This is a genomic window from Pseudomonas sp. PB120 (genome assembly GCF_009761815.1).
GTDB lineage: Bacteria > Pseudomonadota > Gammaproteobacteria > Pseudomonadales > Pseudomonadaceae > Aquipseudomonas.
Genome location: NZ_RWIN01000024.1, coordinates 18,281 through 42,433, shown reverse-complemented (window position 1 = coordinate 42,433; position 24,153 = coordinate 18,281). Strand labels below are relative to the sequence as shown.

22 protein-coding genes are annotated in these 24,153 nt (G+C 60.1%); 11 read left to right on the top strand and 11 right to left on the bottom strand.

Annotation, left to right across the window (positions count from 1 at the left end):
- Positions 1-74 precede the first annotated feature (74 nt).
- Together EJA72_RS03845 and zapE are read right to left on the bottom strand one after the other, a co-directional pair.
- Positions 75-656, bottom strand: coding sequence for a DinB family protein (locus tag EJA72_RS03845; RefSeq protein WP_157710212.1), 582 nt, complete (start codon positions 654-656; stop codon positions 75-77).
- Positions 657-674: 18 nt separating this feature from the next.
- Positions 675-1,793, bottom strand: a complete 1,119-nt coding sequence (gene zapE, locus EJA72_RS03840) for a cell division protein ZapE (protein ID WP_157710227.1) — start codon at positions 1,791-1,793, stop codon at positions 675-677.
- 141 nt (positions 1,794-1,934) lie between these two features.
- Here zapE and EJA72_RS03835 point away from each other — a divergent pair, with 141 nt between their 5' ends.
- On the top strand, positions 1,935-2,987 hold the full coding sequence (locus tag EJA72_RS03835; RefSeq protein ID WP_157710211.1) for an aldo/keto reductase: 1,053 nt from the start codon (positions 1,935-1,937) through the stop codon (positions 2,985-2,987).
- Positions 2,988-3,105: 118 nt separating this feature from the next.
- Here the strand turns inward: EJA72_RS03835 and speB are convergent, their stop codons facing one another.
- Together speB and EJA72_RS03825 are read right to left on the bottom strand one after the other, a co-directional pair.
- Positions 3,106-4,065, bottom strand: a complete 960-nt coding sequence (gene speB, locus EJA72_RS03830) for an agmatinase (RefSeq protein WP_157710210.1) — start codon at positions 4,063-4,065, stop codon at positions 3,106-3,108.
- Positions 4,066-4,078: 13 nt separating this feature from the next.
- The gene (locus EJA72_RS03825; protein WP_157710209.1) at positions 4,079-5,170 is read right to left on the bottom strand and encodes a polyamine ABC transporter substrate-binding protein; all 1,092 of its coding nucleotides are present in this window, start codon (positions 5,168-5,170) and stop codon (positions 4,079-4,081) included.
- Positions 5,171-5,271: 101 nt separating this feature from the next.
- Between EJA72_RS03825 and EJA72_RS03820 the strand changes: the two genes are divergently transcribed.
- The 3 genes from EJA72_RS03820 (at position 5,272) to EJA72_RS03810 (ending at position 8,447) form a co-directional block, all read left to right on the top strand.
- A complete protein-coding gene (locus EJA72_RS03820) occupies positions 5,272-6,165 on the top strand; it encodes a LysR family transcriptional regulator (RefSeq protein WP_157710208.1) in 894 nt (297 codons plus the stop codon).
- Between the two features lie 277 nt (positions 6,166-6,442).
- A complete protein-coding gene (locus EJA72_RS03815) occupies positions 6,443-7,915 on the top strand; it encodes a nucleobase:cation symporter-2 family protein (RefSeq protein WP_157710207.1) in 1,473 nt (490 codons plus the stop codon).
- Positions 7,916-7,973: 58 nt separating this feature from the next.
- A complete protein-coding gene (locus tag EJA72_RS03810) occupies positions 7,974-8,447 on the top strand; it encodes an LEA type 2 family protein (protein WP_157710206.1) in 474 nt (157 codons plus the stop codon).
- Between the two features lie 130 nt (positions 8,448-8,577).
- On the opposite strand, the gene EJA72_RS03805 is transcribed toward EJA72_RS03810, so the two are convergent.
- Positions 8,578-9,501 (bottom strand): carbon-nitrogen hydrolase family protein, encoded by a 924-nt coding sequence (locus EJA72_RS03805; protein WP_157710205.1) that lies wholly within the window; start codon positions 9,499-9,501, stop codon positions 8,578-8,580.
- A gap of 84 nt (positions 9,502-9,585) precedes the next feature.
- Between EJA72_RS03805 and EJA72_RS03800 the strand changes: the two genes are divergently transcribed.
- Entirely contained in the window at positions 9,586-10,494 is a 909-nt protein-coding gene (locus EJA72_RS03800; protein WP_157710204.1) for a LysR family transcriptional regulator, read from the top strand.
- A 9-nt stretch (positions 10,495-10,503) separates the two neighbouring features.
- Here EJA72_RS03800 and EJA72_RS03795 read toward each other — a convergent pair whose 3' ends face one another.
- Entirely contained in the window at positions 10,504-10,755 is a 252-nt protein-coding gene (locus EJA72_RS03795; protein WP_010460650.1) for a hypothetical protein, read from the bottom strand.
- Positions 10,756-10,920: 165 nt separating this feature from the next.
- Here EJA72_RS03795 and EJA72_RS03790 point away from each other — a divergent pair, with 165 nt between their 5' ends.
- On the top strand, positions 10,921-11,238 hold the full coding sequence (locus EJA72_RS03790; protein WP_157710203.1) for a YqjD family protein: 318 nt from the start codon (positions 10,921-10,923) through the stop codon (positions 11,236-11,238).
- 134 nt (positions 11,239-11,372) lie between these two features.
- On the opposite strand, the gene EJA72_RS03785 is transcribed toward EJA72_RS03790, so the two are convergent.
- Together EJA72_RS03785 and EJA72_RS29090 are read right to left on the bottom strand one after the other, a co-directional pair.
- Positions 11,373-12,413, bottom strand: a complete 1,041-nt coding sequence (locus EJA72_RS03785) for an Ldh family oxidoreductase (protein ID WP_157710202.1) — start codon at positions 12,411-12,413, stop codon at positions 11,373-11,375.
- A 320-nt stretch (positions 12,414-12,733) separates the two neighbouring features.
- Positions 12,734-13,075 (bottom strand): hypothetical protein, encoded by a 342-nt coding sequence (locus tag EJA72_RS29090; RefSeq protein WP_256679623.1) that lies wholly within the window; start codon positions 13,073-13,075, stop codon positions 12,734-12,736.
- Here EJA72_RS29090 and EJA72_RS03780 point away from each other — a divergent pair.
- Both EJA72_RS03780 and EJA72_RS03775 read left to right on the top strand, forming a co-directional pair.
- On the top strand, positions 13,058-17,452 hold the full coding sequence (locus tag EJA72_RS03780; protein ID WP_372240670.1) for a dermonecrotic toxin domain-containing protein: 4,395 nt from the start codon (positions 13,058-13,060) through the stop codon (positions 17,450-17,452). The two genes, EJA72_RS29090 and EJA72_RS03780, sit on opposite strands and share 18 nt — an antisense overlap.
- Positions 17,453-17,546: 94 nt before the next feature.
- A complete protein-coding gene (locus EJA72_RS03775; RefSeq protein ID WP_157710200.1) occupies positions 17,547-18,548 on the top strand; it encodes a FecR family protein in 1,002 nt (333 codons plus the stop codon).
- 55 nt (positions 18,549-18,603) lie between these two features.
- Here EJA72_RS03775 and EJA72_RS03770 read toward each other — a convergent pair whose 3' ends face one another.
- The gene (locus EJA72_RS03770; protein WP_178129033.1) at positions 18,604-20,949 is read right to left on the bottom strand and encodes an acylase; all 2,346 of its coding nucleotides are present in this window, start codon (positions 20,947-20,949) and stop codon (positions 18,604-18,606) included.
- 230 nt (positions 20,950-21,179) lie between these two features.
- On the opposite strand from EJA72_RS03770, the gene EJA72_RS03765 reads away from it, so the two are divergent.
- Positions 21,180-21,551 carry a fe2+ zn2+ uptake regulation protein gene (locus EJA72_RS03765; RefSeq protein ID WP_157710199.1) on the top strand — a complete coding sequence of 124 codons (372 nt, stop codon included), beginning with the start codon at positions 21,180-21,182 and terminating at the stop codon, positions 21,549-21,551.
- 19 nt (positions 21,552-21,570) lie between these two features.
- On the opposite strand, the gene EJA72_RS03760 is transcribed toward EJA72_RS03765, so the two are convergent.
- Positions 21,571-21,759, bottom strand: coding sequence for a hypothetical protein (locus tag EJA72_RS03760; RefSeq protein WP_008024801.1), 189 nt, complete (start codon positions 21,757-21,759; stop codon positions 21,571-21,573).
- Positions 21,760-21,934: 175 nt separating this feature from the next.
- Here EJA72_RS03760 and EJA72_RS28930 point away from each other — a divergent pair, with 175 nt between their 5' ends.
- Complete coding sequence (locus tag EJA72_RS28930) at positions 21,935-22,072, top strand: hypothetical protein (RefSeq protein ID WP_178129031.1); 138 nt, start codon at positions 21,935-21,937, stop codon at positions 22,070-22,072.
- Between the two features lie 3 nt (positions 22,073-22,075).
- On the opposite strand, the gene EJA72_RS03755 is transcribed toward EJA72_RS28930, so the two are convergent.
- Complete coding sequence (locus EJA72_RS03755) at positions 22,076-23,005, bottom strand: LysR family transcriptional regulator (RefSeq protein WP_157710198.1); 930 nt, start codon at positions 23,003-23,005, stop codon at positions 22,076-22,078.
- A 115-nt stretch (positions 23,006-23,120) separates the two neighbouring features.
- On the opposite strand from EJA72_RS03755, the gene EJA72_RS03750 reads away from it, so the two are divergent.
- Entirely contained in the window at positions 23,121-24,116 is a 996-nt protein-coding gene (locus tag EJA72_RS03750; protein WP_157710197.1) for an aldo/keto reductase, read from the top strand.
- Positions 24,117-24,153: the final 37 nt, after the last annotated feature.

Here is a 24,153-nt window from a genome sequence, read left to right as displayed (position 1 = left end):
CTCGATCACACATGAAGTAAACCCGTGCGACCCTATCGCGAGCGCTGCGGGCGGCGCAATGGGCCAACAGGACTTTAATGGCCCCAGATCAACGCTTCCGTCCATCCCAGTTCGGCGAAATCCTCGGCCCGCAAACCCGATTCACCGGCGCAGAAGAACTCGTCCAGTTGCGGCGGCTTGACCGTCGTACCGCTGAGCATGGCGTGGACCTGGCCGCGATGATGGATCTGGTGTTCGAACAGGTGAGAGAGCAAGCGCAAGCGGCTGTCATGCTGCGGCGTGTTCCGGGCGATGGTCACGATCTTGACGAGATCGGCGTCGCGCATTTGTTCGCAGTATGCGATCAGGCGCCGGTCCACCAGCGCTTGTTCGCGCTTGAGATCTTCGCCCAGGGTAAACGGCTCGTCTTGCCTGAAAAATACCGTGCACTCGGGGTGCGGGTCATCGCCGCGCAATTCACGCTCCAGCGCATCCACGTAGAACCAGTCGCAGGTCAGGATGTGGTTGAGGGTGGCGCGCAGGCTGGGGAAGAAGCTGACCCGGGGCGCTGCCAATTCAATCGCATTCAACTGGCCCCAGGCCTTGGCGAGTCGATGGTTGGCCCAGGCGTTCTGATAGGCCATGGTCAGCAAATGGTGGGACAAGGGCTGAGTCATGTTCACGGCTCCTTGGGTTCAAGCGTCGGCGAAGCGTTGCAGCTGCATTTCCTGTAGACGGCTGAGGGTGCGGCGAAACGGGAACTCCAGATAGCCTTCGGTGTAGAGCGCGTCCATTGGCACCTGCGCTTCAAGGTACAGCGGCACCTTGCGGTCGTAGCACTCGTCCACCAGGGCAATGAATCGCCGCACACCGTCGTCATGCACCGACAATTGCGGCAGCTCGCGATCCCCCGCCGCCACCCGTTCGGCACCGTCTTCAGTGCCACGGGCAATGCGCCCTTCGCGTTTTTGCGCGCTGAGGTTGGGCACTTCACTCAACAGAATAGCGCTGAAGGTGTCGCACAAAGCCATGAAATCCATGGCGGCGAACGGCTGCTCACAGAGGTCGGCATAACGTGTCCAGAGCACGCTCGCACTGGCCTGCACCACATTGAGCGAACGGTAACCGACGTTGATCGGCTCTCTAGACACGGACTGACCAATGGTCAATGCCTTGAACACCGGTTCCAACGCGCTGGCCTGACCCGGCGCGGCGACCCAGAAACGTTGCAGCGCCGCGCCTGGGTGCAGGCGATGATCTTCGCTGCCGTCCACCGCAATCACCTGCATGTGCTGTTTGATCGCGTCAATCGCGGGCATGAACCGATCACGGTTGAAACCATCGGCGTACAGTAGATCCGGTGGTTGATTGGAGGTGCAAACCACCACCACGCCCTGTTCGAACATCACCTGGAACAGGCGCCCGAGAATGATCGCGTCGCCGATGTCATTCACGAACAGCTCGTCGAAACAGAGCACCCGCACTTCCTCGCTCAGTTCCCGGGCCAGCGCTTTCAACGGGTCGACGGTGCCGGTCAGTTGAAACGAACGCTGATGCACCCAGCCCATGAAGTGATGGAAGTGCTGGCGTCGGGCCGGGACTTTCAGGCTTTGGTAAAACTGGTCCATCAACCAGGTTTTCCCCCGCCCAACCGGCCCCCACAGGTAAACACCGGTGACCGGCTGACGGCCCTCGTGCAAGGCTTCGTAGCACTTTTGCAGCGCCCAGACGGCATGTTCCTGGGCCTCGTCTTGTACGAAGCCTTTTTGTTCGATGGCGTGCTGCCACGCGCTGAGGGGGGAGTCGACATTCATGCGCGGCAGTATGCCACGACCTCGGCCCTTCTTCGCTGGACGAAAAAGCGCCTTGACGCCAAATATGACTAGCATCATATTAAATACATGTCGCTAGACATTTATATTCATTCCCAACGTCATTTCTTCAGGAGTCATCCCATGCATTACAAAGTGTTCGGCCGCAAAACCGGCTTGCGGGTTTCGGAACTGGCGTTGGGCGCCGGTAATTTCGGCACCGGTTGGGGCCATGGCGCCGATCGTGACGAAGCCAAGCGCATTTTTGATGGCTACCTCGAAGCCGGCGGCAACTTCATCGACACCGCCAACGGGTATCAGGCGGGCCAGTCGGAAGCCATGCTCAGCGAATTCATTGCAGCGGAGCGGGATCGGCTGGTCATCGCCACCAAATACACGTTAGGGACTACGCCCGCCGCCGGGATTTCCCACACCGGCAACAACCGCAAGAACATGGTTCGCGCCGTGGAAGAAAGCCTGACACGGCTCAAGACCGATCACATCGATCTATTCTGGGCCCACATGAGCGACGGCGTGACGCCGATGGAAGAAATCCTGCGCGGTTTCGATGACCTGGTGCGCGCCGGCAAGATTCACTACGCCGGGCTGTCGAACTTCCCGGCGTGGCGTATCGCCCGGGCCGACCTGTTGGCCGAGGTTCGCGGGTTCTCACCGATTGCGGCGATCCAGGTCGAATACAGCCTCGCCGAACGCACTGCTGAACGTGAACAGCTGCCCATGGCCGAAGCGCTGGGGTTGGCCGCTACGCTCTGGTCACCCCTCGGTGGCGGGTTCCTCACGGGCAAGTACCGCACCAGCGAAGCGGACAACCGTGCGACCAAACTCGGCATGCTGATTCACACCGAGAAAAACGCACGGGACACCGCCTTGCTCGACACCTTGCTGGCCGTCGCCGCTGAACTGGACGCCAGCCCGACGCACGTCGCCATCGCCTGGCTGCGGGAAAAAGCCAGGCGCTCCACCACGGCGCTGATTCCGATTCTCGGCTCGCGTACCCGTGAGCAACTGGATGCGACGCTGGGGGCGCTGCAGGTGCAATTGAGTGCCGAGCAACTGGCACGGCTTGATGGTGTGAGTGATGTGGCGAAGGGTGTGCCGCATGAATCGATTGCCGGGTCGTTCGCGCGGTTTAGCGGTGATCAGACCCTGGACCTGCCGCTAATCCCTGTCGCGTGACGCCCCCCCCTCCTCCTGTGGGAGCGAGCCTGCTCGCGATGGGGCCCTGTCAGTCAATGCATTCGTTGAATGTCAGACCGCTATCGCGAGCAGGCTCACTCCTACAGGGGTTCGTGTTTTAGCGGTCGACTTTGTGTTTGGCCGCGTAGAGGCAGAGCATTTCCATGGCCAGCGTCGCCGCCGCCAGTGACGTAATGTCCGCACTGTCATAAGCCGGCGCCACTTCCACCACGTCCATGCCCACCAGGTTGATGCCGCGCAAGCCACCGAGGATTTCCAGCGCCTGCACCGTGCTCAATCCACCACACACCGGAGTTCCGGTACCGGGCGCGAAGGCCGGGTCGAGGCAATCGATGTCGAACGTCAAATACACCGGGTGATCGCCAACTCGCGCCCGAATGGCTTCGACAATCGCGTCCACTCCTTGTCGATGCACCTGCCGCGCATCCAGCACCGCAAAGCCCTGATGATCATCATTGGTGGTGCGCAAACCGATCTGCACCGAACGTGACGGGTCCACCAGTCCTTCCTTGGCCGCGTGCCAGAACATCGTTCCGTGATCAATCCGCTTGCCCTCCTCGTCCGGCCACGTATCGCTGTGGGCGTCGAAGTGAATCAGCGACAGCGCACCGTGCTTGCGGGCATGGGCCTTGAGCAGCGGATAGGTGATGAAGTGATCGCCACCGAACGTCAGCATCGCGCTGCCGGCACCGAGGATGTGCTCGGCGTGGGCTTCGATGGCTTCCGGCGTCGACTGCGGCGAACCGTAATCGAAGTCGCAATCGCCGTAGTCGATCACCGCCAAATGATCGAACGGGTCGAACGTCCACGGCCAATGGCGTTCCCAGGCAATCCCGGTGGACGCCGCACGAATGCCCCGTGGTCCGAAACGCGCGCCCGGGCGGTTGCTGGTGGCGGTGTCGAACGGGACACCGCTGACCGCCACATCGACACCCCGCAAGTCGCGGCTGTAACGGCGACGCATAAAACTGGTGATGCCGGCGTAGGTGCTTTCAGCGGCCGTGCCGTAAAGACTGTCACGGGTGATGGCTTGATCGTTTTGCATCGGGACGTCCATCTCTTGTTCCTTATTATTGGCGGCTACGGAAAGTGGTCCACAGACGGGTACGCTGGCGCATGTCCTTGAGGTTCATGCTGCGGTCGGCGTACAGGCGATTGCGCACGTCGTCGGGCGGGTAAATGTCCGGGTCGTTACGCACGGCTTCATCCACCAGCGGCGTCGCGGCCTGGTTGGCGGTGGCGAAAAACAGGGTGTTGGTCAACGCCGCGACGGATTCGGGCCGCAACATGAACTCAATGAACTGACGAGCCGCTTCGGGATGGGGCGCGTCCTTGGGGATCGCCAGGTTGTCCTGCCACACCAGCGTGCCTTCGCGCGGGATGCGGTAGGCGATCTCGTAGGGTTTGTTGGCCTTGTGCGCCTGATCGGCGGCCATGCTCGCATCGCCGTTGTAGGCCAGCGCCAGGCACACGGTGCCGTTGGCCAGGTCATTGATCTGGCGACCGCTGGCGACGTAGAGCACTGACGGCTGAAGCTGATGCAACAACGCCTGGGCGGCGTCCAGATCAGCCTTGTCGGTGCTGTAGGGATCTTTACCCAAATAGTGCAACGCGAGCCCGATCACTTCTTGCGGCGAATCGATGATCGCAATGCCGCAGTCCTTCAGTTTGCTGGCGTATTCCGGCTTGAACAGAATGTCCAGGCTGTTGAACGGTACGTTCGGCAAGCGCTTCTGCACCGCCTCGACATTCATCCCGAGCCCCAGCGTGCCCCAGGTGTAGGGCACGCCGTATTGATTGCCGGGGTCGACCGCTGCGAGTTTTTCCAGCAGGTCGGGGTCAAGGTTGGCGTAGCCCTTGAGGCCTTCGTGGGGAATCGCTTTCAGTGCGCCGGCCGCCAATCCGCGGGCCAACACGCTGGAGGACGGCACCACCACGTCATACCCGCTGCCACCGGTGAGCAGTTTGGTTTCGAGCACTTCCGGCGCGTCGAACGTGTCGTAGCGAACGTGAATGCCGGTCTCCTGCTCGAAACGCTGCAGGGTTTCAGGGGCGACGTAATCGGCCCAACTGTACAGATTGACGACCTTGTCCTCGGCCTGTGCCGACACGGCCATGGCAAGGAACAGCGCGGGGAAACACAGCTTGAAGACGGGAGCCATGACGAACACCTGACCAGAGGAAGTGGCTGCAGCATGCGACGTCGGATACATTGGAGAAATATCAAGTTTGTTAACCTGACTTTATCCCGGAGTAATGTTTGATGCTCGGCCAACTGCATGACCTGGACCTGCACCTGTTGCGCCTGTTCGTCAACGTGGTGGAGTGCGGCGGCTTCAGCGCGGCCCAGGGTGAACTGGGGCTGAGCCAGTCGAGCATCAGCCAGCAAATGGCCAAGCTCGAAACGCGACTGGGCTATCGCCTGTGCAGTCGCGGCAAGGGCGGCTTCAGGATCACGCCCAAGGGCGAGCAATTGCTCAGCGCCACGCGTGGGCTGTTTGAGTCCATCGAAGCGTTCCGCCATCAATCCAATGGCGTGGCCGGGCGTTTGATTGGTGAAGTGCGCCTGGGGTTGTCCGAAGCGCTGGATCAATCGGTGTTGGTGCGCGTAGCGGACGCGATCCGGCGCTTTCGCGAGCGGGATGAATCGGTGCGCATCGAACTGATCAGCGCCATGCCCGGCGAAATGGAGCGTTTGCTGTTACAGCAACGGCTGGAACTGGCCATCGGTTATTTCTCACAAGTGCAAAGTGCTTTTGACTACCGTGAACTGTTCACTGAAACCCAGCACCTGTATTGCGCTCCGGGCCATCCGCTGTTCACCGATGACGCGCCGGACGATCAAGCGCTCCAGGCCTGCGACCGGGTCGATCACCCTTACCGCTTCCTGCGTAGCGAAGAACCGTTCCAGGGGCAGCGGTGTTCGGCGCGTTCGGAACAGGTCGAAGGCACCCTCGCCTTTATCCTTTCCGGCAAGCATGTCGGTTACCTGCCCAGCCACTATGCGAAAAGCTGGGAGGACAAGGGATTGTTGCGGGCCGTGCGCCTGGAGGACATGAGTTTCGAGGTGGCCTTCCATCTTGCCCGCCATCGCGCCCAAGTGCCGGGTGATGCGCAGAAGGCGTTTGAAGAGGACTTGCTGGCCGCGTTCGCCTGAATCGCTGCCAACCACGGTCCCTGTGGCGAGGGAGCTTGCTCCCGCTGGGTTGCGCAGCGACCCCAACCCCCCAAGCGATGCGGTTATTCAGATAGAACGTGTTGACTGGCTTTGGGGCTGCTGCGCAGCCCAGCGGGAGCAAGCTCCCTCGCCACAGGTTTTGGGTGATGGCCCGTAGTTTTGGGTGTTGTCTCCCGTCACTGTTTCGGCCAAGCAGCGTTTCTGGCATCCTGCGCCTCCATTTTCTGACCCGGCCCGCCTTCTGGCTCAAAAAACCATGACCGCCTGTGAAAAAGCCCCCGCTTCGCGCAATAACGACCTGATTTACGGCCTCAATGATCGCCCGCACCTGACTGCCACCCTCTTCGCCGCCCTGCAACACGTGCTGGCCAGTTTCGTCGGCATCATTACCCCGACGCTGATCATGGGCGGCGCGCTCGGCCTGCAAAGCGAAGTGCCTTACCTGATCAGCATGGCTTTGTTTGTCTCCGGACTGGGCACCTTCGTTCAGGCACGCCGGTTCGGCCCGGTCGGCTCGGGGCTGCTGTGCCTGCAAGGCACCAGTTTCTCGTTCATCAGTGTGATTCTCAGTGCCGGCTTCATGGTCAAGGCCCGAGGCGGCGGCACCGATGAAATCCTGTCGACGATCTTCGGCGTGTGCTTTTTCGCCGCCTTCATCGAAGTGGTGTTGAGCCAGTTCATCGGCAAGCTGCGGATGCTGATCACCCCGGTGGTGACCGGCACGATCATCACCCTGATGGGCCTGTCGTTGATCAAGGTCGCCATGACCGACATCGCCGGCGGCTTCGGTGCGGCGGACCTGGGCGCAGCCAGCCACCTGGTGCTGGCGGCCCTGGTGCTTGGGACCATCGTGGTGTTGAACCGGGTGGATGTGCCGTTCCTGCGCCTCGGCGCGATTGTCATCGGCCTGACCCTCGGTTACGTCGTGGCCTGGTTCATGGGCCATGTGGATTTCAGCAGCCTGCCCGCCGTGCCGCTGATGAGCGTGCCCGTGCCGTTCAAGTACGGCTTCAGTTTCGATTGGGTGGCGTTCGTGCCCGTAGCGGTGATCTTCCTGGTGTCGCCCCTCGAAGCCGCTGGCGACCTGACCGCCAACTCGATGATCTCCCGGCAACCGGTCAAGGGCCCGATTTACATCCGCCGCATCAAATCCGGCCTGCTCGCCGACGGCCTCAACTCGGCCATGGCGGCGGTCTTCAACAGCATGCCCATGGTGACGTTTGCCCAGAACAATGGCGTGATCCAGTTGACCGGCGTGGCCAGCCGCTACGTGGCGTTTTTCATTGCCGGCCTGCTGGTGGTGCTGGGGCTGTTCCCGATGATCGGCGCGGTGCTGCAATTGATGCCCAAACCGGTACTCGGCGGTGCCGAGCTGGTGATGTTCGGCACGGTGGCTGTGGCCGGGATCAAGATCCTCGCGGAGGCCGGGCTGCATCGGCGCAACATGCTGATCGTGGCAATTTCCATCGGCATGGGCCTGGGTGTCGCCGCCGTGCCTGAAGTGTTGCGTGAGCTCCCACGGGCGCTGCACAACATCTTCGAATCGCCGATTACGGTGGGGGCGTTGTGCGCTATCGTGCTGAATATCTTCCTGCCCGAGGAATTCATCGAGCTGGAGGAAGATGATTTCGACCCCGAAGCCTCGATCCTCCAGGTCATGGAAAACCCGGATGTCGCGGCCAAGGGTGAACCCGCAGCGCCAGCGGCGGTCGCACAGTTGAACCGCTAACGATGCTCAAGGGTTGAGCCGCTGCCGGTTCAGCCCTTTTTCAGACGAGAGCCCTTCAATGCACCGTGCCCGCGCCGCCCTGCTTGCCCTGCTTCTGCTCTCCCTCAGCGCCTGTGCCCTGTTCCCCCATCGCGATCCGCTGAACATCAACGTGGTCGGCTTCGAACCCCTGCAAAGCCAGGACATGGAAATGCGATTTGCGGTGAAAATCCGCGTGCAGAATCCCAATGAAACCGTCATCGACTACAACGGCGTGGCCCTGGACCTGGAAGTCAACGGCCAGCCACTCGCCTCCGGTGTGAGCGACCAGTCAGGCTCGATTGCGCGTTTTTCCGAAACGGTGCTAACGGTGCCGGTGAGCGTTTCGGCGTTCTCGGTGCTGCGTCAGACATTGGGGCTGAGCCAGACCCAAACCTTGAACAACCTGCCTTATGTGCTGCGCGGCAAGCTGGCGGGCGGGTTGTTCGGCACGATGCGATTTACCGACAGTGGCAAGCTGAGCCTGCCGACGTCGGCTGCCGGGACTTGGTAAGACAATCCCAAGGCATGTGGGAAAGCCCTTGTGGGAGCGAGCCTGCTCGCGATGGCGGCGGTACATCCAACATAGAGGCTGCCTGACCCTCCGCCATCGCGAGCAGGCTCGCTCCTACAGGGTTAAGTGGTTATGCGGTGAAGCGAACGCCAGGCTTGGCGCGTTCGTCCACGGTCAACTCGAACACATCCGGGCGGGCGTAGTGGCCGACGACGTCAAAGTCGTAACGCGCGCGGATCAGGTCGTCCGTGTCGATCTGCGCGGTAAGCAAACCCGGCCCACCCCGTAGCGGTCCAGCCAATACATCGCCCATCGGCCCGACAATCACACTGCCTCCCGCAATCAACGGCCGATCCGCTGGCCAGTTGGCGATGTCCAGGCCCAAGGCCTGCGGCGAATCCTGAACCTGGCAAGCGCTGACCACGAAGCAGCGACCTTCATGGGCGATGTGGCGCATGCTGACCTGCCACATCTCCCGCTCGTCCACCGTCGGCGCGCACCACACCTCCACGCCCTTGGCGTACATCGCGGTGCGCAGCAGCGGCATCATGTTTTCCCAGCAGACCACCGCGCCCACTCGCCCGACCTGGCTGTCGATCACCGGCAACGTCGAGCCATCGCCCTTGCCCCAGATCAGCCGCTCAGTGCCGGTGGGCATCAGTTTGCGGTGCCTGGCCACGAGCCCGGCCTGCGGATCGAAATACAACGCCGTGCAGTGCAACGTGCTGCCGTCGCGCTCGATCACGCCAATCACCAGATTGGCCCCGGTGCGGGCCGACAAACCGGCCAACGCTTCGGTCTCCGCGCCGGGCACGTCGATGGCATTGGCGAAATACCGGGCAAAGGCCTCACGCCCCTCCGGCAGTCGATAGCCCAACTGGGTGCCGAAGCCTTCGCCTTTCGGATAACCACCGAGCACGGCTTCCGGCATCACCACCAGTCCCGCCCCGGATTCCATGATTGCGCTTTCATAGGACAGGATCTGCTCCAGCGTCTGCGCCTTGCCGCCGGGCAACGCGCCGATTTGCAGTGCAGCAACGATTGACTTGGGCATTTTGATCTCTCCATTCGTATCGGGTGTTGCTCATTCTCGGTCGCCACGGGATCATGAATAAAGCCCGATTCACTGCTGAATGATATGAGCCAAATGAATATCGCCAACGTCGATCTCAACCTGCTAAAAGTCTTCGAAGCCTTGCACGAAGAGTCCAGCGCCAGCCGCGCGGCCCTTCGCCTGGGCGTGACGCAATCGGCGGTCAGTGCGGCATTGCGCAGGCTGCGAGAGGTGTACGGCGATCAACTGTTCGTGCGCACCGGCCGTGGCCTTGCCCCCACCTTGAAGGCGAACCAGTTGAAACCGGTGGTCAGCGATGCGCTGAACAAATGTCGGCAGACACTGGCGATGGTCGACCCTGCGGCCCATCAGTACGACGGCCGTTCGGTCTCGGTGGGTTTGTCGGATGATTTCGAAATTGCCTATGGCCGGCGCCTGATCGAAGAAATCGCTGATAAGGCACCGAAGCTGAGGCTGATCTTCCGGCAAACCCACAGCCAGATCGTCGCGCACGCCCTGATGGAGCGCAGCATCGACCTGGCGATTACCGCCGGTGGCTTCGCCGAGCGGCTGCTCAGCCGTCAGGTGTTGGGGGAAGGTGATTATGCATGCCTGGTGGACCCGGCCAGTCTGGCCGAGGACCAGCAGACCCTTGGCCTTGAAGAGTTCGTCGCCCGCGAGCACATTCTGGTGTCATCGGGCGGTTTTATCGGGATCACCGATGAGGGGTTGGCGGCGCTGGGGTTGAGCCGGCGGGTGTGCGCTTCAACTACGCACTTTGCGGCGTTGCCACATTTGCTCAAGGGCAGTCGCGCGGTGGCAACCATTCCGGCGCATGCCGCCCGGAGCATCGCCGCCCTCACCGGGCTTGTATTGCTGCCCTGCCCGCTGGCCTTGCCGCGCTACCCGATTGAACTGGGCTGGCGCACCAGTACCCAACTCGATCCGGTGGTATTGAAAGTGCGCGAGGCGATTGTCGCTATTTTTGCGTGAAGCCCTGGCTTACTTGGCGGCCATCAGGCGGTTGACTTCGCTGCGCACCATGTTGGCGAATTCTGGCGGTGACATGGCGTCGAGCTCGGCACGGACCCACTCGGCCCACTTGCCTTTGCGCTTGGCGCGCTCACCGAACAACCGCGCAGCCTCGCCCTTGGACTTGCCCAGGTTGCTTTGCCAAAGATCGAACAGACGGGATTTTTCATCTTCCAGCGCAGCGCGCTCGGCGAGGGGTTTGTCGGCCAGATTGAAGCTCATGGGGAGTTACCTGCGGCGTAAATAGGCGACATCTTACACTGTAGGAAGAAATGTCCTGCGCTGGATTTTTCTACAGGATGACGTCCGTGTACAAAATCACTGCAACTTTTTCAGTCGCGGCAGACTCCATTGTTCACTGTCCATTCACCTGCAAGGAGTCCTTCAATGGCCCGGAAAACCGCCGCACAAGTCGCCGAAGAACAAATCAAGGACCAGGCATTCAGCGAGCTTCAGTCGCTGATCGAAGAATCGGAAAAACTGCTCAAGAGCAGCGCGTCACTGGTGGGAGAAGAGGCGGAAACGCTTCGCGGCCAAATCGCCCAAAAACTCCAGCAGGCACGGGACTCGGTGACCAGCGTCCGTGACCGCACGCTGCCTGCAGTTGAGGCCACCGAGACTTACATCGGTGGGCATCCATGGCAAACCGTGGCCATCTCCGCCGGTTTCGGCCTAGTCGTCGGGTTGCTGCTGGGCCGACGTTAAGCTCATTCGAAATTGAAAGACTGTCCCTGTAGGAGCGAGCTTGCTCGCGATGGATTTTGAGACGAAGCGTTTACCCGGCAAACACGCGTTTACGTTCACGACCATCGCGAGCAAAGCTCGCTCCTACAAGGTTTTCAAGATCCAGCCAGTTCCTTCAGATTCGCCAACGTCTGCGCATCCAGCGCAATCCCGTGCTCAGCACTCTTGGCCCGTTGCTGATGACGACGATCACCCGGCAAACGCTTGAGCCCTACCCCGTGCATCTGCCGCACCAACTCCTGGCTACGCTCGGCAAAACTCTGCCCAGCGGCCTTGCTTGGGTCGATCACGATCAACAGTTGCCCGGTCCAGGGCGTCTTCGCCCCGGGATGATTCGACCAATCGAATTCGAAAGAAAAATTACCCCCCGTCAATGCCGCCGCCAACAGCTCGACCATCATCGACAGCGCCGAACCCTTGTGCCCGCCAAACGGCAGCAACGCGCCGCCCTCAAGAATTGCTTTTGGGTCCTGGGTCGGCTGACCGAGACCGTCCACACCCATCCCCGCCGGCAAACGCTCGCCCTTGCGTGCGGCGATCTGCACGTCGCCGTGGGCAATGGCGCTGGTGGCCAGGTCGAACACAATCGGCTCGCCGTCGGCCCGTGGCGCGGCAAAGGCGATCGGGTTGGTGCCGAACAGCGGACGATCGGCGCCATGCGGCACCACGCAGGTCATGCTGTTGACCACACTGAGCGCCACCAACCCGTCGTAGGCAAACGGCTCGACGTCCGGCCACAGGGCCGCAAAGTGATGGGAGTTACGGATCGCCAGCACGGCAATCCCGGCACTGCGGGCTTTTTCCACCAGCAGCGCGCGGGCGGCCGCAAGCGCGGGCTGGGCGAAACCGTTACCGGCGTCAACCCGGACAAAACCCGAGGCGACGTCTTCGACCACCGGCACGGCCTGGCCGTTGACCCAGCCACTCTTGAGCGTGGAGACATACCCGGGAATGCGGAACACGCCGTGACTGTGGGCCCCGTCGCGCTCGGCGCCAGCACAGTTGAGGGCCAGGGTCCGGGCGACGTCGGCAGAGGTGCCATGGCGTACAAAAATCTGTTCGAGCAGCAGAACGAGAGAATCAAAATCCAGTGATGGATTGGCCGAACTGACTGCCATTTCAGGCGAAGCGGTCATCTGAAGCTCCAGTTTTATTATTAGAGACGGGCAACAGGTCGATTAAGCGCTTTCTTACCGGCGTCCTGTCAAGTCTCCCCGGCGGATTGGGGTGAGCAATATGTACCGCACACCGCCAATCTCCCTTCCCTACTGTTGTTCCTCGACCCAACGACCGGCGATCCATCCCATCGCCCCATCGAGGAAACATCATGACTGCACCCGCACTGCCGTATTTTTTTGATGAAGCAGAACGTGCCTCCGCTGCCGATCAACCCGGTGACCGGGAAAACGCCCTGAACTTCACCCTTGACGATTTGAATTGGCTGAAGACAGTTTATCTACCGACTCAAGCGGCCCGCAAAGCGCATATCAAGCCGATGCTCGTCCACCGGCTGCTGCTGTCTCTGGCGGGCAAGGCCGGCGTTCCACTGGTCGGGGCCTTCGCCATGAGCCGGCCCGACGACGGCGAAGTCACGCTCTACACCCCGTGGAAAGGCTTGATCAAATTTACCGACATGGACGATCTCCAAAGCAAGCTCAAGGGATGGCTGGCGCAGACCACGGGTAAACGCGAGTTGTTGCGTTTTCTCTCCATCGAACAACGCCTGCCTCTGGCCGCCGCCACGGCCCTGGAACTCTCCACCACCGAGGTCGGCGGTGCGGTGTTCGAAGACCAGCAACTCGCCCTAGATGAGCATGAGGAACACAACATCAAGGCCATGGCGGGCGAACTGCTGAAGATGCCCACCTTGCAATCCATGCTGGACGACGCCCTCAAGCACGCGTTGTTCAAGCCGTTCCCGACACTGGACCAGCGCCTGACCCGGCTGAAAAGTTTTGTCAGTACCGGTTCAGCATTTGACGACCGCGAGGCGCCCAATAAGATTGCCTCGTTGTCGCTGAGCGAAGCGCTGCTGCATTTTTACCTGACTAACCAGTGGCCGACGGGGGACTCCAGGGTGTTTACCCATCCCGCGCACAGCGTCAGCAGCGATGCCGACAACCAGACCTGGGAAAGCGCCGTAAAAGAGATCGCGCATAGTTTTACGCCGCACCTGCAAAGCCTGCTCGACACGTTCTGGAACACGCCCATGAGCAATGGCCTGTCGCGCATCGGTTTTATTGGCGAAGGCATGCGTGACACCTTTCACACAAAGCTGCTGCAGCAGCGCCAGCAGGGCATTTTAACGACGCAGGAATACCTGCAACTGATGAATGTCAGCCTTCCCCCTGCCGCGGTCGATCCCCTTCGCATCGAAAAAGTACGGGTCACAGCCCCTTTCAAACACTTCGCGGAGCTGGCCTCGACCTTGATGATCGGCGGTGCCAGCACCCTGGGCTTTCTGTACAACCCGTCTCGCGGCATCGAGGCGACCAGCAACCTGCCTGCGGTCAAAAAGATCGTGCTGCAAATGCTCGGGAGCGAAGGTCATGAACACACGCTGCTCAATTTCATGTCACTGGTTGAACGCGGCACCTTTCTGGCGCTGGAACCAGACGATTGCGTGATCGTGGGCGAGCCGGTCAAGGGCCCGGTATTTGAACAAGTGATGGCCGACATCGTCGATAAACAACGGCAAAACCTGAGCCACGCCTTGAACCGTTACCGTGAAAGCGAAGGCACGCTTGACCTGCACGCCCTGCTCGACAATGCGCTGGATGTGCGGGGATTGATCGATCAGCGCTTGCTGCTGGCTGAAGCCGCGGGGCGCTGGAGTACACGACCAGACCGAGGAGTGAATGCGCGACCGGCCACTGTGCGCGGCGAGTCGGCGAAATATGAGCTGTCGCTGCTGACCTCTGTCGAAGAGGCGCTCGATCAACTCCTGGAAAAACACCCGGCCATTCCCGTCAAAACCAGTACCTTCACCGATGCGCAGAGACTGGTCGCGCTCTCGCTGGCGAGCTTGCAATCAAGCTTCACTCATACCCTGTCGACGGCCTTGCGCAGTGAATTGAAGCTTCGCGGCGTCTCGCGCACCTTGGGTACGACGGAACAGGCGATCATCAAAACCGTGCTCGACACACCTGTCCACTTGCAGCGAGCTGCACTGAACGGTTTTTTGCCGGAGGTTTTTTCCCTGGCGTTGAAGGCCGGCGCTGCCGTAACCCCGGTGAAACTGGCCAGTTGTTTTGTACTGACTGAACGCGGGGGACTGGACCCGGTGCATTCGGGAAAGGCCATTTTGTGGACGCCGGCACTGGGATTCGAAGCCTTCAAGGCCCTCACGCCGTTACTAAGCGAGCTCGAACGACGCCTCAAAGACGAAACTCATCGTTTAACGCTTCTGGAAAATCTCGCCCGTAGCGAGCGTAATCCAGGCGTGGCCTATGTGCTGGCACCGCTGCAAACGGTGCATGGGCATTTTCTCGACCATCTGCAAAAGCCCTTTGTACACCTGGACCCGACTGACGTCCCTCGCGCACTGGCCACTGCGCTTGCACCCGCGCCGCTGACCAGCCTGCTGAATCTGGTGGCCCTACGCGAACCGCTGACCGGGCTGCGCCGCGCGACCGACATCGCCCAGTCCCTGACCACCCAGCAAAAATTGCCCGCGTGGCTAGCCAAAGCGCCGCTGAAAGAGCTGATCTTGCATGCCGAGTTGCTTCAGCAATACGTGCACAACGTCAAAGATGACGAGGATTACCTCAGCGGCATCCGCTCACTGCAGCGCACCGCTCACCATGAACTGGAAAAGCAACTCAAGGCAGACAGGTTCAACATAGATCCGGACAAGGTCCAGATCGAGATCAGCGCAAGCCCGAGGTCTGCGTCCAGCACTCAAACCCTGACCGACTTTGCGTTGACTCACCTCAAGGACTTGGACCCTATCCTTATAAAACTGACGTCGCTGGACGCCACGGTCATTCCTGAGGGCATGGACGAACGCTACATCAAAGACCTGGTACGCAACCTGAAACCCGGTGAGCATCAGCAGAAGATACTCAGCGATGCCCTTGCGGACACCTCGGCGAACGCAGCCCGTAGAAAGCGCTTTTACACGCAATTGCCCTGGCAACTGATGCACCACGCTCACGTCGAAAAATTGCAAGAGCGCCTGAGCGAAACCGGGTTTGACCTGATCTGCCAGGTCATGGACATGCCCGACGCCATCGCCCGCGCGGCCGTCGACAGTGCCCATGCGATCATCCGGCCACTGGAGTTCCTGGGCGTGCGGACCGGACAAAGCGTCAAAGTACCTGGCGTCTATCTGATCGGTTCATCGATTGATAGCACGGCACCGCAGGTGCTTGTCGCTCCTCACAGCCCTCGACACGGGATCAAGGAATACAAAAACGAAACACAACTGTTGGATGAACTGAAGATGAGCAGCGACTTGCTCAACTGGGTGCTCATGAACCTTGAGAATCCTGACCGGATACTGTTGGAAACCCGGATGGCGACTCGCAGTAACCGTGTTGCACGGGCCACACCGATCACTTCTGACTCTACGGAAACACAGGTTACGCTGGCATCCAACCCCATCAAGGGCCACCTGTTCGGACACTTGTTCCGCGACAACGCTGCGTTGCTGGCGCGATTGTTGGGTTTTCAATCCGATGACACCCAGCAAAGTGCATGGGCAACCATCAAGCACGTTCTGGGTGAAGATCTGCACGAAGCGTACTCGTTCTTCATGGGCAAACTGGCCTACCCCAAAACGGTGTACCACAGTTACCTAGACATCAAGCAATCTGCCGAGGACCTGCAAACTCACAAGTGGGGCGCGGCCATCAGGGAGTTCATCAGCGGCATCGCCCAACTCGCCTCACTTCGTCAATCGTTTGAAACTCAAGCGCTGCCGACAGCCGTACCGCAAGCGGAAAAACCCGATGCCGCCTGCAAATGGCAGGACATCAAGGTCACTGCCCCCGAGCGCACCGACCTGATCCGCCATGAAAGCCTCCATGTGGACCTGGGTTCGTTGAAGCCTGACTCGACGCCCGGACTTTACGCGCACCCGATTACAAAAAAAATGTACGGGCCGGTGGAAGGAAAAGTCCTTCCGGTGACAAAAGGCGGAACCCGCTGGCGCATCGGTGATACGAAAAAGGTCGGTCCTTTTCTAAGGCAAAACGCATCGAAACAATGGGTGCTCGACCGGAATACACCGACGCCGCAATTCGGTCTGATCAATCGGCTAGACACGATGGCAGCGGCCTGGGGCGGTATGAACATCGACGCCCATGGAATGTCGCAGATACGACACCTTTTCCCGTTCAGGGCGCTTCAGATTGATGAAGCTCTCGATCAGGCAACGAGCTACGCCTGGAACAGCGTTCAAAATTTACAACTGCTGAAGAACGCCGACGACACTGCCACTCCCGTGCATCAACTGATCAAGGATTTCCTCGGTGTGTCAGAGGTGCTGCCCGCACATGTGGAAAAGCTGGAAAAAGTCGTGGGCGACATGTTTGCTGCCTTGTTGGACCCTACGCTAAGAAAGGCCAAGTCCAGCCGTTTTATCGCCGGCAGGGTCATCGATGGCGCAGCAAGCACCTTCGGTTTTATCGTCCCCAACGATGAAAAGAAAAAAATCTATCTGGCAGAAAGATTTTTCGATCCTGGTTTCGAACTTTATCGCCAACATCTCTCCGACAAGACCTTCCCCATCAACACGCATGCCAGGGCAATGACACTGCTGCATGAGCTATCGCACATTGCGTGTCAAACCGAGGACATTGCCTATCTGGACCCTGGCCGCCCCTTCTCTGACCTGATCGGTACGGCCACCGTCACCGCCACTGATCTCAAAAATGCGTTGACCCATATTCAGGACACCGCATTGTCGATCAAGACCCCACTCACACAACTGTTCATGACCCAGGACCCTGTCACCGGAGTGTGGGAGGACCTGGGCAGCACGACTAATGAAGATACGGTGCGGGTCAAGGAGCATATCCTGACGTTAACCGGCGCAGAAAACCTGAGCGGTGCCCGCGAGACCTTCAAGCGAGATTCACATAAAAGGCTGGCGGTACAACTTGGCAACGCCGACAGCGTGGCTTGGCTGCTGAGCCAACTGGGGCGACAACTGCACACCAGCACACCGTAAATCAAAAAAAAGTGCAGTTTGATGGGTAATTGCCATGACTGATGTTCTCGCCGACTCCCCTCAAGGTTAGAATGCGCGAAATCAGGACGATTCAATGACCGACAACCCGCTTACGCAAGCCGAATACGATGCGATCACCGATGCCGCCGCGCACTGGTGCATGCGTTTGCACGCCACCGATTGCACCGCTCAAGAGCGGCAAGCCTTCGAGCAGTGGCGTGATGCTCATCCGCTGCATGCGTTCGAGTACGAGGCCATGCTGGAAATCTGGGATGTCGCAGGGGATTTGCCACCGGCACAACACATCGTGCCGATCACCCCGGTCAAACACGCAACGCCATGGCGCACCGTTGGTATCGCAGCCGCCGTGTGTGCCCTGGCGTTGCCGCTGGCAGCTTTCAGTGGGTGGAACCTCGGTTGGTTGCCCAATTCGTATCAGCGTTTTGAAGCCAATGACAACGTCCGCCACGTCACTCTCAGCGATGGCAGCCAGGTTGAACTGAACCTGGGCAGTGAGCTGACGTACAGCAACTACAAGGATCAGCGACGGGTCACGCTGAAAAAAGGCGAAGCGTTCTTCAGTGTCAGCCACGACGTGACTCACCCGTTTGTCGTCAAGGCGGCCGATGGCAAGATCCGGGTCACGGGCACCAGGTTCAACGTCTGGATGTATGAAGACCAGGTGAAAGTGAACCTGATCGAAGGCTCGGTGCTGGTCACCAGCAACGATGACCTTCCGGGTGACGGCTTGCGCCTCGGGCCTGCGATGCAGGCGAGCTACAAGCATGGCGACTACATTCCGCGCATCAGTCAGACCTACGACAACGACAACTCGTTGGCCTGGCGCAACGGCAAACTGGTGCTCGACGATCTGGCCCTGGCCGACGCATTGCCGCTGATCAACCGTTACCTGAAAAACCCGCTGATGATTGCCGACAACAGCACCGGGGCCATCCGCATCGGCGGCATCTATAACATCAAGGAATTGAACAGCCTGGTGACGTCCCTGCCCAAGGTGCTGCCGGTCTACGTGACCCGCAACAAGGACGGCAACCCGGTCCTCAACTCCATCCCGCAGCAAGCCCCAAAAGGCTGAAGGCCGCGTCCCTGTCAGGAAAGCGGCCTTCATTTTGCCCCGGATAAAACCCGCATTACTGCGCGGCCACCTTCCCGGCTTTTTCATCCTGCTCGCGAATCGTCTGAACCTGATACTGCGGATCGGACTTGATCTGCTGCTCGGTAAACGGCAACACACTCAACTGCTTTTTCGAGAACGCCTGCGTCTGGTCCCGTGAGTACTTCGAGGTCGGGTCACTGGACAGCGAAAACGCCAGCAGCCCCTGGGCTTGTGGCCCCTTGTCATCAAAGGTCACGACCTGCAAATAGCTGGTGCCACTCACGACTTCGAGTTTACCGTCGGTTCTCGGCACGCTCTGGATAGCGTTGTACACCCCCAGCGTTCCCGGGCCGCCGTGAATGGGCGTCTGCTGGCCACCGCTGCTGACCACCTGCACATCACCCCAACGGCTGTCGGCCTTGAGCCCCATTTTGTTGACCTGCTCAACCGACGCCAGCATGGCCTCGCGCACTGCCGTGGCCACTTCCGGGCGATCCACGGCCAGGCCGCGCGGTGTGTGTTGCGGGTCTTTCGGGTCGAACGCCACGCGCCAGACGTCGGGGGCTTGTTGCAGCGACTCCATCACATTCTGGAAATGAACAAAGCCCAGGCCACTGTCCAGATTGGCGCCGCGATCCCAGGACGCAAGGCTGGCACACAACGGCTTGATCGCTGACGCATTCCCCCCCGGATCCTCGGCGCAAAATTGCAGCAGGTCCGGCATCACTTGCGTTGCCAGGTACACCTGATCGTCCATCACCATGTGTTGCAGGTCCGTCGCCTTGATCGGACCGGCCTTGCCCAGCGCCCCCAACCGATCCAGCGCGAAACGTGAACGCAACCCCAAAGGCTGGTCGTCCTGGCTGATCAACGGTGAAAAACCGCTGAGCGGCTGCGCCGGGTTGGCCATCCAGGCCGAATCGTTGGCATGCTGCACAAAGTCCCTGCGCAACAGTTGCGGCAGCTGGTCCGCCGCATAAATGCCCGGTTGCGCGGCATGCGGATCGATGTCCCAGGCACACGCGCTGTTGGAGCCGTCGAGAACGATCATCTGCAACCCGGCCCGCGGATCGCTGCACCGGGCCAGTTTGTCGGCATTCACATTGGGCACGACCGACAGGTTCATGTAGAGCGTCTGCCCCTGATCGTCCGCCGCCAGTGTGTTGACCCACGGAATTCCTTGAATCTTGTGCACCGAGGCCTGCAAATCCTTGAGGCTGACGGCACGGTTCATGGCGTACCACTGCTGCAGGACCCGGTCGTTGTCCAGGTTCGCGTCACGCAAACTGAAGGCGAACTGGTTGTCCCAGTCGAGCTTGCCGGGCCATTGCACAATCGGGCCGAACTGCGAGCTGTAGACCACATGGGAGACCGGTTTGATCTGGCCATCCGCCTGTTTCACCTTCACCGTCACGGTCTGCCGGGTCATGGGCAACGACTTGCCATCCAGCAGGTAGCGCGTGGTGTCCTTCGGGTCGAGTTGCAGGCGGTACAGGGTGAAATGCTTGGAGGAATCGACGGTGTGGGTCCAGGCCAGGTGCTGGTTGAAACCGATATTGATCACCGGCAGTCCAGGCAATGCCGCGCCCATCACGTCCAGTTTGCCGGGAATGGTCAGGTGCATCTGATAGAACCGCATGCCGCCGACCCACGGGAAGTGGGGGTTGGCCAGCAACATGCCGCGACCATTGAACGAGCGCTCGCTGCCCACGGCCACCGCGTTGCTGCCGCGATCCAGGGCAAAGCGTTGCAGACGCGAGTCCGCGACCTGGAACGACGCCTGATCGCCGCTAATCCGAGCCACTGAGGCGGGCGGCGCGGCGCCGGCCAGGGCTTCGGCAAATGGCCCTACTCCGCCTTCGACCAACAGACGGCGGGTCAACTTGACCAGATCCTGGACGGTGATGTCGCGAACCCATTCACCCTGGCATTGCTGCGGCAAACCCTGCGCCCGGCGTTCAGTCAGGGATCGGTTGAAGCCCGCGACATACCCTTGCATGAGGTCACGCACTTCCGGGGTTTGCGCCTGCCAGAACGCGGCGACAGCCTGAGGGGTATTCAGCCAGGTGAAAAACACATCGCTGACCTGGTTTTGGCGCTCTTCGACCGTCAACTGATCCGGGCCGAAATACCGCGAACGTTCGCCGTTCACGGTGGTGATCTCGTTCGCCAGCAGGCACAGGTTGTCCTGGGCGTAGGCGTAACCAATGCCGTAGCCAAGGCCGCGCTCGCTGTCGGCCCGGATGTGTGGCACGCCGAAACTGGTCCGGCGGATATCGGCTGTCGCCTGCTCCGGCTGGCTGCGAGCACCCGCCGCAAGGCTCAAGCCTGCCAGCACCATGGCAAGGCTCAACCGGGTTAACTGCCTGGAAATAATCACGCTCGCTCCTGATCGTCTAGTCGAAGGCCACACGCAATGTGCCTCCCACTGAAAACGAAGCCCGCGACAAAAATTTAGGACTTTAGCGAGCATTCCTGCGTGCGCTCACAGGTTGCTCACGTGGCGGTGACAAAATTTCTACATTTGAGCCTTCATGATTTGCCGAGCTCAATCGTCTTACTGCGTGAGAGCCACCCATCCCTGATCAGGATCTGAAAAGGAGTTTATGCATGTACAACTCGCAACTGCCAACGGACGGTAGCCATGCGCCAAAGGGCACTACCATGAATTCCGTCGTATTCGAACAAGGCACCGAACGCCACGGTAATGAGCGGATCCGCTTTCTGCTGAAAAGCTTCGGCCTGCGCACCAGCCTGATCCGCCTGAAAGTCATCGACGCCCTGCTGGTCGCCGCCGAAAGCGAGCGCAGCCTCGGCGTGCGTGGCGTGCACACTCAATTGCTGGACCTGGATATTCCCCTGTCCTTCCTGAGCGTAAGGGAAGTGTTGAAGCGTTTGTGCAGCGAAGGCGTAATCACCCTTAACCCGGACAAAAGCTACAGCCTGCACCCACAGGCGCTGGCCACTTTGCACGGCGAATAACCCGCCCCCGGTGCGCCGCTCAGGGCTTGACCTTGCGGCGCATCACGCCATTGATCACCACCACGATCACGGCCACGCCAATCGCGATGTACTGGAACAGCTTCTCGCTGATGACTCCGGCGTTCTGCAGATAAGACAAGCCAAACATGATCCCCAGGACCACCAGGGAGATCAGAATCGAATATTTCAAACGTTGCGACTGGGTCATTGCGACTTTCCTTAAACGTAAGCCTGTACGTGAACCTGAAATGTATCCGGTTTGTATCTGAATGCATGCCAAACCCCTACCGTTCTCCGGGAATGAGGCGCTGCAAACCGGGTCTCATGTTACAGCCGATGAAGAGTTTTAGCTTCATTGCGGCTTTAACCATGAGGATTTTCAAATGTTCCGTCGAATCACACTGCTGATTCCCCTGCTCGCCATACTGTCCTTGAGCGGCTGCATTATTTTCCCCCACGGCGGCTATCACCACGACCGCTATTACGACCATGGCGGACCGGGCTATTACCAGCATCGATAACGCTCATCCAGCCGTTTGAGACCTTCTGAAAAAATCATTTCCGGGCTGAGCACACACTTCCACCATCCAGTCCACGAACACCCGAACCCGCCGTGACAATTGGCGGTGAGGAGGATAGAGCGCCGTCAGCGGCATGCACGGGGGCGGCGCTTCCCTCAACACTTCGATCAGACCTCCCTCCTTTATTTGCCGGGCCACGTGATAGTACGGGACCTGGACCAGACCATACCCGGCCTCGCAGGCCGCCAGATAACCATCGGCACTGTTGACCGAAACTACCTTGGGCAAGTCGACCGCTTGGACTTGGCCGTCGACGACAAACTCAAGCCCGAAGCGCTTGCCGCTGTTACTCGACACGTATTCCACCATCCGATGCCCCGACAGCTGGGCCAGGCTCAGCGGCGTGCCGTGTCGCTGCAAATAGTCCGGGCTGGCGCAGGTGACCTGATCCAGCGTGACCAGTGGCCGCGCCACCAGCGAATCGTCGAGTGACGAGCCACCGCGTAGCACGCAATCGACGCCTTCACGAATCAGGTCGACGGGCCGGTCATTCAGGCCGATCTCCAGTTCGATCAGCGGATAGCGCGCCGTAAATTGCGGCAACGCCGGAATCACAATCAAGCGCCCGACTCCCGCCGGCATGTCGACTCGCAAAATTCCTTTCGGATTGTGTCGGGCAGCGGAAAACACTGCTTCGGTTTCCTCCAGATCCGCCAGCAGCCTGACGCAACGGGGGTAGTAGGCCGCACCGTCGAGCGTGAGGCTGATCTGCCGGGTGGTGCGCTGCAGCAACTGCACGCCCAGATGCGCCTCGAGTTGTTTGATCAGAATGGTCACCGAGGCCCGGGGCAATTGCAGGCTGTCGGCCGCCTTGGCAAAGCCGCCCAGTTCGACGATTCGGGTGAACACGCGCATGGCGTTGAAACGGTCCATTGGAGGTACCCGACTGATTATTTAGAAATGACGAATAGTGATAGCAGTTTTAGCCGGTTTATCTGGTTTCTGTCGAGGTTAACAATGGGATCCTCATTCACAAGGGGCTGCTCTCATGCACACACGTCAACTGGGAAAAAACGGTCCGCCAGTGTCAGCGATCGGACTGGGCTGCATGGGCATGACCGATTTCTATACGACAGGCACCGACACCCGCGAGGCCACGGCCACCCTGCATCGTGCGCTTGAACTGGGCATCAACCTGCTCGACACCGCCGACATGTACGGGCCGCATACCAATGAAGAACTGATCGGCAAAGCGATTGCCGGCAAGCGCGACCAGGTGTTTCTGGCGAGCAAGTTCGGCATCGTCCGCGACCCGGCCAACCCCGTCGCTCGCGGGGTCAATGGCCGGCCGGCGTACATTCGCGAAGCCATCGACGGCACCCTCAAGCGCCTCGGCGTCGACACGCTGGATTTGTACTATCAGCACCGCATTGACCCGCACGTGGCGATCGAAGAAACCGTTGGCGCCATGGCCGAACTGGTGAAGGCCGGCAAGGTGCGTTACCTGGGCTTGAGTGAGGCTTCGGCGGCCACCCTGGAGCGGGCGCACAAGGTGCATCCGATCAGCGCGCTGCAAAGCGAGTACTCGCTGTGGAGTCGTGATCAGGAGGAAAACGGCTGCCTCGCGGCGTGTCAGCGACTGGGTATTGCCTTCGTTCCGTACAGCCCGCTGGGTCGCGGCTTTCTGACCGGGGCTCTGAAAAGCCCGGATGATTTTGCGGCGGATGACTACCGGCGCTTCAGCCCGCGTTTCCAGGGTGAAAACTTCGCAAAAAACCTGTTGCTGGTACAGCAAGTGCAGGACCTTGCCGCTGAAAAAGGCGTGACCGCCGGGCAACTGGCATTGGCGTGGGTGCTGGCCCAGGGTGATTACCTGATCCCGATTCCGGGGACCAAGCAGCGCAAATACCTGGAGGAAAATGTGGCGGCGCTTGACGTGAAGCTGAGTCGAGAAGAGCTGCACGCGCTGGAGGCGATATTCCCGGCGAATGCCACGGCGGGGTTGCGGTATCCGGAAGAGGTCATGAAGTTGCTGGATCGCTGATCCGATATCAATCACCGGTCTCCTGTGGCGAGGGAGC